This is a genomic window from Kitasatospora sp. NPDC049285 (genome assembly GCF_040678815.1).
In the GTDB taxonomy this organism is placed as follows: domain Bacteria; phylum Actinomycetota; class Actinomycetes; order Streptomycetales; family Streptomycetaceae; genus Kitasatospora.
Genome location: NZ_JBFAQR010000111.1, coordinates 1 through 10,153 on the forward strand (window position 1 = coordinate 1; position 10,153 = coordinate 10,153).

A 10,153-nucleotide genomic window follows, 5' to 3' on the forward strand; every position below is an offset into this window, starting at 1 on the left:
ATGCTGGTCGCGCAGAACAGCGTCGGCCTCAAGGACATGGGCGTCGCCTCCTCCTCCGCCACCCTGTTCCGCACCATCGGCGGCTCCTTCGGCGTCGCCCTGTTCGGCACGCTCTACACCAACCGCCTCACCGACACCCTCAAGGGCGCCGGCATGGGCGGCAGCCAGAGCACGTCCTCGATGACGCCGGCCATGCTCAAGAACATGAAGCCGGAGCAGCTGTCGGTCATCCAGCACGGCATCGCCAACGGCATGCACACCGTCTTCCTCTGGGGCGCCGTGATCAGCCTGATCGCCGTCGTCGCCGCCCTCTTCCTCCGCGAGGTCCCGCTCCGCGGCGGAGCCCAGGCCGCGGAGGCGAAGGCCGAAGCCGCGCTTGAAGGCGTGGCCTGAGACCCGCCAGGGGCTCGGGGAACTGCGAGGCGAGTGACGGTCGGTCTCGACTGCGCGGTGGGTCTGGAGGCTTCGGGAAACCAGAAGCACCCAGACGCACCGCGCCCTTCAACCCGACAGCCACTCGCGCCGCCGTTCCCCGGGCCCCTGTTGTTCTTACTGGGGCAGCCGATAGGTTCCGGGCCCCACGGGTTCGACCAGGCCGTCGGCCACCAGCCCGTCGAGGGCGCGGGCGCGCTGGATCGGTTCGGGCCAGACGACGTCCAACTGGCCCTGGGTGACCAGGCCGTGGGCGTCCCGGAGGACGGCGAGCAGTTTGCCCCGGACCTGCCGGTCGGTGCCCTCGTAGGACTGCCCGCGGCGTGCGGGGCCCTGGTACGGCGGGCAGCCGGCCCGCTGCCAGGCGCAGTCGGTGCGCAGCGGGCAGGTCCCGCACTCGGGTCCGCGCGCGGTGCACACCAGGGCGCCGAGTTCCATCACCGCGACCGCCCAGGTGGCGGCCCGCTCGTCGGTGGCGGGGAGCAGTTCGGTCGCGGTGCGCCGCTCCGCGGCGGTGGTGGCGTTGGCGGGGTACTCGACGCCGGTGACCGCGCGGGCGAGGACCCGCCGCACGTTGGTGTCGAGCACCGCGTGCCGCTGCCGGAAGGCGAACGAGGCGACCGCCGCGGCGGTGTACTCGCCGACGCCGGGGAGGGCGAGCAGCGCCGCGTGGTCGTCGGGGACGACGCCGCCGTGCTGTTCGGTGATCGCGGTGGCCGCGGCGTGCAGGCGCAGCGCCCGGCGCGGGTAGCCGAGCCGCCCCCACATCCGTACGGCCTCGCCCGGGGCGTCGGCGGCCAGTGCGGCGGGGGTGGGCCAGCGCTCCAGCCAGGCGGCGTACGCGGGGAGCACCCGCTTCACGGGCGTCTGCTGGAGCATGAACTCGCTGACCATCACCGCCCACGGCGAGGCGTCCGGGTCCCGCCAGGGCAGGTCGCGGGCGTTGGCCTCGTACCAGCCGATGACGGTCGTGTGCAGCGCGTCGGTGGCGCCGGGGGTGGGTGTCGATGCTGTGGCAACCATGGCCCCTCGATCCTCCCACGGCGGGCGGGGCGGCCTCAGAGGCCCAGGTCGTCCAGTTCCTTCAGCAGGTCGGCGCGCGGGCTGGCCGGGGCGTTGCCGATGCTCTTGCCCGCGGTCCGGCCGGAGTTCTGTGCGGGCAGCACGGTGCCGCCGCCCGTGCCGGAGTTGAGCGAGGCCGCCCTGCGCGGGCCCCGGGTGCGGAAGATCCAGGCCCCGACCAGGCCGCCGAGCAGGCCGCCGAGGTGGCCCAGCCAGGACACCCCGGGGGTGCCGGGGATCGCGGTGGTCAGCAGGTAGGCGAAGGAGGCGCCCATCACCAGGCCGATCAGCGAGTCGATCAGGTTCCGGTCGAACAGGCCGCGCAGGACCACGTAGCCGAAGTAGCCGAAGATCACGCCGCTCGCGCCGACGGTGACCACGTTCTCCCGCTCGAACAGCCACACCGCCATGCCGCTGGTGACCACCAGCAGGGCGGTCAGGCCGAGGAACTTGCGCACGCCGCGGTAGGCGGCGAGGAAGCCGAAGACGAACAGCGGGCCGGAATTGCCTTCCAGGTGCTGCCAGTTGAGGTGCAGGAACGGCGCGGTCAGCACGTACGGGAGGCTGCCGACGTCGTGCGAGCGGATGCCGTGCAGCAGGGCGATCCGCCCGTCCATCAGCCAGTTCGCCAGCTGGAACGCCCAGACCAGGCACAGGAAGCCGAACATGGTGAAGAAGGCCCGGCGGGCCTCGGCGATCAGCTGGGCGGGATCGAGGGCGGGTGCGCCGGCGGCGGGGTCGTGCTCGGTGGCCATGGGGGCGACCCTAGCGCGCGGTGCCTTCGGGGCCGAGTCCCCCGTCCGGAGCAAATGGCGGATCATGTGAAGGAAGTGGCCCCGGTGCGGTGTTGATGCGTCAACAGGTGCACACAGTCTCGTATTGTTTGCCCGTGCCCTCTCTGCGCCAGCCCGTTGGACCGCTGCCCGCTTCGATCTACTGGCGGCGTCGCCTCGTCGTGCTCGTCGCCGCGCTGGCGGTCGCCGGCGTGGTCGGCTGGCTGGCGTTCGGCTCCGACGGGAACGGCTCGGACCGCAAGAACTCCGCCCAGGGCAGCCCGCTCCCGGCGCCCGCGCAGTCCATCACCCCGGGTGCCTCGCCCACCGGTTCGGCGATCACCACCCGCCCCGGCGGTACCGGCGGCGGCAGCGTCTCCGGCGGGGGCGGCGGCGAGGTCAGCCTGACCAACGGCGGCACCGGCACGGGCTCCGGTGGCACCAACCCCTCGGCCGGTAGTGGCGGTTCGGCCTCTCCCGCGGGCAGCGGCGGCGGCAGCGGAGCCGCGGGCGGCGCCGGTGGTGCCGCCGCGGGCGGGACGGGCGGCGGCGCGCCGGCCGTGAACACCGCCGAGGTGATGGCCCTTCCGGTGTGCACCGCCTCGCAGCTCTCGCTGGAGCTGGCCAGCGCGCAGAACGCCTACCAGCCGAAGGACCGGCCGCGCCTGGCGCTCACCGTCCGCAACACCTCCGGCTCCGCCTGCCGGGTCGACCTCGGCCGGGCCGCCTCCACCCTGACGGTCACCTCCAGCGCGGGCGAGCGGATCTGGTCCTCCGGCGACTGCCCCACCGACCGCTCCGCCACCTGGGCCCAGATCGCGGGCAACAACGGCCTCACCGAGACCTTCAACTGGGACCGCACCCGCTCCAAGCCCCAGTGCGCCAGCGCCGACCCGGCCGCCGCCCAGCCCGGCAACTACCTCATCCAGGCCGACCTCACCGGCCCCGCCGGCGGCCCCCTGTCGGCCCGCACCTCCGTCCGCCTGGACGCCTGAGCACCGCTGCGCCACCGTCAGAGATCCTGACCGGTACCGGAGTTCGTTCGGCACGCTCTTCATGACGGTGCGTCATCCTCTCCGGGTCCGCGATGGGTCCGTAACGGGTCCGCGGGTCACTTCGGCCAGCTGGTGCCGCGCAGCGAGCGCCCCAGGGTGAGCGGCAGCAGGCCCGCGCCGAGCGCCGCGGCGAGCGCCAGCAGGACGGTGCCCGGTGCGAGGAGTTCCAGCAGGAGGCCGGCGGCCATGGTGCCGAGCGGGATGCCGGCCATCAGCAGCGTCATCGTCCCGGCCATCGCGCGGCCGCGCATCGCGTCGGGCACCCGCTGGAAGACCAGCACGTCGAGCATGACGCGTAGCGAGGGGACGCCCAGGCACATCACGGTGAGGGCCGCGAAGACCACCACGGGGCCGTGCGCCAGGGCGGGCACGACGAAGGTCAAGGCGCCCGTCCAGGCCACCGCGAGGAGCAGCGCGCCGGGCGGCAGGAGGCGGTGCAGGCGGCCGACCAGCAGGGCGCCGAGCAGGCCGCCGACGGCCTCGCCGGCCAGCGCCAGGCCCACGCCGGTGGTGGAGGTGCCCTGCTGGCGCAGCAGGACCATGACGGTCAGCAGCATGGCGGTACCGGCCAGGTTGAGCGCGAGGGCGACCAGGACGGTGGCGCGCAGCACCGGCGTCGCGAACAGGTAGCGCAGCCCGGCGAACGCGGCGCCCTTCTCGCGCCCGCCTCCTGACGCCTCGTCACCGCTCTCGGGTCGCCCGTCGAACCGCACCGCCAGCGACGCCCCGAGCGAGAGCGTGGAGGCGGCGACGGTGGACAGGAACGGCACCGCACGGCCGAGGCCCAGCAGGAAGCCGGCCAGCGGCGGTCCGACCAGGGCGGCGCCGCTGACCCGGAGTTCGTCCTGGGCGAGGGCCTGGCGCAGCTGCTCGGGCGGGACCACCGCGCGCAGGGCGAGCATCCGGGCGGGGCCGCCGTAGGCCATGGTCGCGCCGATCACCGCGGCGGCGACCAGGGCGTGCGGGACGGTGAACCGGTGGGCGAGCAGCGCGAGGACGACGCTGAGCGCGGCGACCAGCCGGGCGGTGTCGGCGGCGATCAGCACCCGCCGCCGGTCGTACCGGTCGGCGACCGTGCCGCCGTGCAGTCCGAAGACCACCGAGGCGCCGAACTGCACCGCGCCGAACGCTCCGGCGACGGTCGGCGAGCCGGTCATCGCGAGCAGCAGCAGGGGGTACGCGGTGTCCGCCACGCACGTCCCGAGCATCGCCGAGGCCGAGCCGCCCCACAGCAGCTGGAAGCGCCAGTTCCGCCGCAGCGGCACCACCGCCTCGACCGCCTCGACCGAAGTCTCCTGGACCACCGTCATCACGCCCACCCCGTTCACATCCCGGCGCATGTTCACGCCTGAGCAACCATTCACGATGATGTGAATGGTTGCATGGATGCGAATGATTGCGCAAGCGTTGACGCTGTGGCTGAATGTGAACGTGGTTGATCAGATGAAAGAGCGCGAGGTCACGGACGTCGCGACGTTGAAGGCACTCGCCGATCCGCTGCGGCTGGCGGTCATCGGGGCGTTGATGAGGCACGATCCGACGCCGCTGTCGGTGAAGGAGATCGCGGCGGAGCTGGAGGAGGCGCCGACCAAGCTGTACCGGCACATCAAGCAGCTGGAGCAGGCCGGGCTGGTGTTCGTCGCGGAGACCCGGCTGGTGTCGGGGATCGTGGAGAGCCGTTACCGGTCGGCGCAGCAGACCCTGCGGCTGTCGCCGCAGGTCTACACGGAGGGCGACGAGCCGCCGGCCGCGCTGGGCGCGATCCTGGCCGCGATGGACCTGGTGCGCACCGACTTCCAGCGGCACTTCCTGGCGGGGCGGATCGACCTCACCCCGGCGTCCCAGGGCAACCCGCGGCCCAGCAAGTTCGCGCACGCCACCGTCAGGCTCACCCCGGAGCGGCTGCGGCTGCTGCGCACCCGGCTGGACGAGGCGCTCGACGAACTGTTCGCGAACGACGACTCGGCGGACCCGGACGCGGTCGAGGTGAACCTGTTCGCGCTGGTGTACGCGGTCACCCCGCCGCAGGCCGCCGAGGACTCACCGCCCGCCGGGGACTGACGGACGGTCAGACGTACCGCTCCAGGATGGAGGACTCGGCGAGCCTCGACAGCCCCTCGCGGACCGAGCGGGCCCGGGTCTCGCCGACGCCCTCCACGGTCTGCAGGTCGTCGATCGAGGCGGCGAGCAGCTTCTGCAGACCGCCGAAGTGGTCGACCAGCCGCTCGATGACGGTGTTCGGCAGCCGCGGCACCTTGGCGAGCAGCCGGTAGCCGCGCGGCGAGACCGCGGAGTCCAGCGACTCCGGGGTGCCGGTGTAGCCGAGCGCCTTGGCGACCGTCTGCAGGTCCAGCAGCTCGGCGTGGGTGAGGGCCTCCAGGTCGGAGAGCACCTCGGTGACGGTGCGGCCCTTCTTCGCGGCCCGGTCCGGGAAGTAGTCGCGGACCACCAGTTCGCGCTCCGGCTCGACGCCGGCGATCAGCTCGTCCAGTTGCAGCGACAGCAGCCGGCCGTCGGTGCCGAGCTCCAGCACGTACCCGGCGATCTCGCCGGCGATCAGCCGGACCATCTCCAGGCGCTGCACCACGGCCGAGACGTCCCGGACGGTGACCAGGTCCTCGATCTCCAGCGCGGACAGGGTGCCGGCCACCTCGTCCAGCCGGAGCTTGTAGCGCTCCAGGGTGGCCAGCGCCTGGTTGGCCCGGGACAGCACGGTGGTGGAGTCCTCCAGCACCCGCCGCGTCCCGTTGACGTACATCGCGATCAGCCGCATCGAGTGCGAGACCGCGACCACCGGGAAGCCGGTCTGCCGGTTGACCCGCTCGGCGGTGCGGTGGCGGGTGCCGGTCTCGTCGGTGGGGATGTTCGCGTCCGGCATCAGGTGCACGCCCGCGCGGAGGATCTTGGTGAGGTCCTTGTCCATGACCACCGCGCCGTCCAGCTTGCACAGTTCGCGCAGCCGGGTGGCGGTGAACTCGACGTCCAGCACGAAACCGCCGGTGCACAGCGCGTCCACGCCCTTGTCGAAGCCGAGGACGATCAGGCCGCCGGTGTTGGCCCGGAGCACCCGCTCCAGTCCGTCCCGCAGCGCCGTGCCGGGCGCGATGGCACTGAGGGAAGCCCGCAGCAGGGCCTCCTCGCGGGGGGACTTGTCCGCCCGGTCGCTGGCTGCCACGTGACTCCTTGGGCCGACGGTCTGTCTGTTATTACTGCACTTGATGGCGATTAGACAGGGTGAAGTCTAACTGCGTGCGGCAATAACGGGACGTGGGTCAGCCGAGTTCGTCCGAGTCGACCGGCTCCCAGCCCGTCATCAGCTCGTCGGCGTACGCCACGGCCGGCTCCGGAACCCGCTCCCGGACGGCGCCCCGGCCCGCCGCGGCACCCTGCGGCGCGGCCTCCTGACGGGGCTTCGACGGGCGGCGGCGGCCCGGGATCGCCCGCAGCGCCTCGCCGATGTCGGAGACCTCCACCACCTTCATGCCCGGCGGGACCTTGCCCGGGTCCGGCGGCACCAGCGCGTGCGTGAAGCCCAGCCGGTGCGCCTCGGCCAGGCGTCGCTGCACCCCGGTCACCCGCCGCACCTCGCCGGCCAGGCCGACCTCGCCGATCGCCACCAGGTTGCTCGGCAGCGGTGTGTCGGTCGAGGAGGAGGCCACCGCCAGCGCGATCGCCAGGTCCGCGGACGGCTCGGTGAGCTTCACCCCGCCGACGGTGGCGGTGTAGATGTCCTGCTTGCCGAGCTTCACCCCGCCGTGCCGCTCCACCACCGCCAGGATCATCGCGATCCGCGGCGACTCCAGGCCCGAGGTGGTGCGCCGCGGCGAGGGGATCTGCGAGTCCACCATCAGCGCCTGCACCTCCGCCACCAGCGGGCGCTTGCCCTCCAGGGTGACGGTCAGGCACGTCCCGGCGACCGGCTTGTCACGGCGCGTCAGGAACAGCCCGGACGGGTCGGCCAGGCCCACGATGCCCTCGTCGTGCAGTTCGAAGCAGCCGACCTCGTCGGTCGCGCCGTAGCGGTTCTTGACGCCCCGGATCAGCCGCAGCCGGGCGTGCCGGTCGCCCTCGAAGGACAGCACCACGTCCACCAGGTGCTCCAGCAGGCGGGGGCCGGCGATCTGGCCGTCCTTGGTGACGTGGCCGACCAGCAGCGTCGCCATGCCGCGCTCCTTGGACGCCCGGATCAGCGCGCCCGCCACCTCGCGGACCTGCGCGGGTCCGCCCGGGGCGCCGTCCAGCTCGGCGGAGGCGATGGTCTGCACCGAGTCCAGGATCAGCAGCCCGGGGCTCACCGCGTCGATGTGCCCGAGCACCGCGCCCAGGTCCTGCTCGGCGGCCAGGTACAGGTGGTCGGAGAGCGCGTTGATCCGGTCCGCGCGCAGCCGGACCTGCCCGGCCGACTCCTCGCCGGTGACGTACAGCGTGCGGTGCCGCTCGGAGGCGGCCTTGGCCGCGACGTCCAGCAGCAGCGTGGACTTGCCGACGCCCGGCTCGCCCGCCAGCAACACCACCGCGCCCGGCACCAGGCCGCCGCCGAGCACCCGGTCCAGCTCCGGCACGCCGGTGGAGCGGGCGGTGGCGACCTGCCCGTCGACCTGCCCGATCGGCTTGGCGGGCGAGGAGACCGGCCCGGCCGCGGTGGTCCGGATCGGCACCGCGCCGTACTCCTCGACCGTGCCCCAGGCGTTGCACTCGGGGCAGCGGCCGACCCACTTGGGCACCTGGTTGCCGCACTCGGTGCAGCGGTACGCCGGGCGGGGTTTGGCGGTGGTCTTGGCGCGGGGAGGCATGCGGGCAACGGTAGCGGGCGGCGCCGACATCGCCGCGCCGGTCGGGCCGCCCGTCCACACGAACAAGGGCACGGTCCTGTTACCCGAAAGAAGTACAAACCGCCGAAATCGGCCGGCGGCGGCTCCGTGCTGCCTACCGTCGGTCGGGTGACCCCCAGCCACCCGAGCCCCGTCGGCCCGTCCCCGCTCCTGCGGGCGTACGCCGCCAGCGTCGACGGGCTGTTCACCTACTGCCTGTCCGTGCTCTGCGAGCACGAGGCGGCCACCACGGCCGTCACCGAGGTCCGCGACCTGGCCCTGCGCCACGGCGACCGCCTCACCGACCCGGCGCTGCAGCGCGCCTGGCTGTACGCGCTGGCCCGGCACCGCTGCCTGGCCCGGCTGGAGCGCGCGGGCGACGCGCCGCCGTCCCCGCCCCGGCCCGCCGTCAGCCCCTCGCTGGCCCGCGAGCGGCGCCGCGAACTCGCCTCACTGGCCTGGCCGGAGGCGGCCGGCACCGACCCGGAGCAGCGCGAGGCGCTGGAGCTGGCGGTCCGCCACCGGCTCGCCGCCGAGGAGGTCGCCGCGGTGCTCGGACTGGCCGCGCCGGACGCCGCGGCGCTGCTCGACGCCGCGGGCGCCGAGGTCGGCCGGACCAGGACGGCGCTGCTGGTGCTCGGCGTCGGCAGCTGCCCCGAGCTGGCGCAGCTCGGCGGGGTCGGCGCGGAGAGCTGGCGGGGCTGGGTGCTGGGTCCCGCGCTGCGCCGGGAGTTGGTGCTGCACCTGGTGGAGTGCCCGACCTGCCGGGGCACCGCGGAGCGGGTGGCGGGCCAGCTGGGCCACGGCCTGGCCGGACTGCCGGGGCTGCCGCTGCTGTCCGCGCCGGTCCGGGTGCGGCTCGGCGTCGGCGCCGCGGACCGGCTGCCGAGCGGCTCGGCGGGTGCGGCCTTCCTGTCCGGCGCGGCGGCCGGGCACCGGGCCGCGCAGGCGGGGCCCGGCGAGGAGCCCAGGTTCGACCAGCGCGGCTTCCCCCGGCACCGGGCCCCCGCGCCGGTGCGCGGCTCGGCGGTCCGGCAGCGGATGGTGACCACCGGGGTGCTGGCGGCGGTGCTGGCCGCGCCGGTGGTGGCGCTGTGGGGCGCGCACCGGGACGGCGGGGCGGGCCGCCCGGCCGCCGCGGTCTCCTCGGTGCGGGTCGACTCGCCGGACGCGGCCGCCCCGGCCGGCGGCCCGGCCCCGGACGTCCCGGCAGCGGCGCTGCCGCCGGCCGTCGGCACGCTGGAGCTGGCCGGTGCGGTGGCCGCAGAAACGTCCCTCCCGACCGTCCAGGGCCCGGCCGTCCCGGTGCCCTCGCACGGCTCGGCCCGGCTCTCCAGCCCCACCCTGGCCGCCGAGCCGTCCCGCCCGGCCGCCCCCGCTCCGGCCCAACTGACCGTCGAGGCAGGCGAGTACGGCAACCGCACGGTGCTCACCCTGACCAACTCCGGTGGCAGCCCGCTGGCCTGGCACGCCGTCATGGACGTCGACTGGCTGCGGCTGAGCCGCGACTCCGGCACCCTCGCCCCCGGCCAGCGGATCACCGTCACGGTCACCGTGGACGAGACCCGCGCCCCGCAGACCCAGTGGACGGCACGCCTCGCCCTGCCGCCGTCCACCGCCGTCGTCACCCTGGAGGGCGGCCCCGACCACCGCGGCCTGCCCACCCCCGACCCCACGCCCACCGACCCGGCCACCCCGACCCCGCAGCCCACCCCCACCTCGAGCGGCACCCCGACCCCCGACCCCTCCCCGACCCCCGAGCCCAGCACCCCCACCCACAGCCCGAGCCCCACCCCCAGCACGCCGCCCGCCCCCTCCCCGACCCCGTCCACCACCACCCCCACGAGCCCGTCCCCCACGGCCCCGACCCCGTCCTGACGGACCGTCGGCAGTCCATCGCCTCCACGGACCCGTGCCCGGCCACCCGTCACCGTCCTGACGGACCGTCGGCAGTCCCTCACCTCCCCGGCGGGGGCGCGCCTTGCGCATCACGCCAGGTCGGCGTCCGACGAGAAGCCGG

At 74.6% G+C, this 10,153-nt stretch carries 8 protein-coding genes and 1 pseudogene; 4 read left to right on the forward strand and 5 right to left on the reverse strand.

What is annotated here, in order from left to right; all coding sequences use genetic code 11:
• A pseudogene (locus tag AB0K51_RS34085) lies at nt 1-393 on the forward strand (MFS transporter); the annotation flags it as partial.
• 156 nt (nt 394-549) lie between these two features.
• Here the strand turns inward: AB0K51_RS34085 and AB0K51_RS34090 are convergent.
• Together AB0K51_RS34090 and AB0K51_RS34095 are read right to left on the reverse strand one after the other, a co-directional pair.
• Nucleotides 550-1,455, reverse strand: coding sequence for an A/G-specific adenine glycosylase (locus AB0K51_RS34090; protein ID WP_363462069.1), 906 nt, complete (start codon nt 1,453-1,455; stop codon nt 550-552).
• A gap of 35 nt (nt 1,456-1,490) precedes the next feature.
• Complete coding sequence (locus AB0K51_RS34095) at nt 1,491-2,249, reverse strand: rhomboid family intramembrane serine protease (protein WP_363462071.1); 759 nt, start codon at nt 2,247-2,249, stop codon at nt 1,491-1,493.
• Nucleotides 2,250-2,383: 134 nt separating this feature from the next.
• On the opposite strand from AB0K51_RS34095, the gene AB0K51_RS34100 reads away from it, so the two are divergent.
• Nucleotides 2,384-3,262: a hypothetical protein gene (locus AB0K51_RS34100; RefSeq protein ID WP_363462073.1), complete on the forward strand. Its 879-nt coding sequence runs from the start codon at nt 2,384-2,386 to the stop codon at nt 3,260-3,262.
• Nucleotides 3,263-3,378: 116 nt separating this feature from the next.
• Here the strand turns inward: AB0K51_RS34100 and AB0K51_RS34105 are convergent, their stop codons facing one another.
• Complete coding sequence (locus tag AB0K51_RS34105) at nt 3,379-4,662, reverse strand: MFS transporter (RefSeq protein WP_363462074.1); 1,284 nt, start codon at nt 4,660-4,662, stop codon at nt 3,379-3,381.
• A gap of 103 nt (nt 4,663-4,765) precedes the next feature.
• Between AB0K51_RS34105 and AB0K51_RS34110 the strand changes: the two genes are divergently transcribed.
• The gene (locus tag AB0K51_RS34110; protein WP_363462076.1) at nt 4,766-5,383 is read left to right on the forward strand and encodes a helix-turn-helix domain-containing protein; all 618 of its coding nucleotides are present in this window, start codon (nt 4,766-4,768) and stop codon (nt 5,381-5,383) included.
• Between the two features lie 7 nt (nt 5,384-5,390).
• Here the strand turns inward: AB0K51_RS34110 and disA are convergent, their stop codons facing one another.
• Entirely contained in the window at nt 5,391-6,497 is a 1,107-nt protein-coding gene (disA, locus tag AB0K51_RS34115; RefSeq protein WP_363462078.1) for a DNA integrity scanning diadenylate cyclase DisA, read from the reverse strand.
• Between the two features lie 97 nt (nt 6,498-6,594).
• Nucleotides 6,595-8,115: a DNA repair protein RadA gene (gene radA / locus AB0K51_RS34120; protein WP_363462080.1), complete on the reverse strand. Its 1,521-nt coding sequence runs from the start codon at nt 8,113-8,115 to the stop codon at nt 6,595-6,597.
• Between the two features lie 147 nt (nt 8,116-8,262).
• On the opposite strand from radA, the gene AB0K51_RS34125 reads away from it, so the two are divergent.
• Nucleotides 8,263-10,011: a hypothetical protein gene (locus tag AB0K51_RS34125; protein WP_363462082.1), complete on the forward strand. Its 1,749-nt coding sequence runs from the start codon at nt 8,263-8,265 to the stop codon at nt 10,009-10,011.
• Nucleotides 10,012-10,153 lie beyond the last annotated feature (142 nt).

Coding starts and splice junctions, on each gene's coding strand:
- AB0K51_RS34110 (WP_363462076.1), top strand. CDS start 4,766: ATGAAAGAGCGCGAGGTCACGGACGTCGCGACGTTGAAGGCACTCGCC.
- AB0K51_RS34105 (WP_363462074.1), bottom strand. CDS start 4,662: ATGCGCCGGGATGTGAACGGGGTGGGCGTGATGACGGTGGTCCAGGAG.
- AB0K51_RS34090 (WP_363462069.1), bottom strand. CDS start 1,455: ATGGTTGCCACAGCATCGACACCCACCCCCGGCGCCACCGACGCGCTG.
- radA (WP_363462080.1), bottom strand. CDS start 8,115: ATGCCTCCCCGCGCCAAGACCACCGCCAAACCCCGCCCGGCGTACCGC.
- AB0K51_RS34095 (WP_363462071.1), bottom strand. CDS start 2,249: ATGGCCACCGAGCACGACCCCGCCGCCGGCGCACCCGCCCTCGATCCC.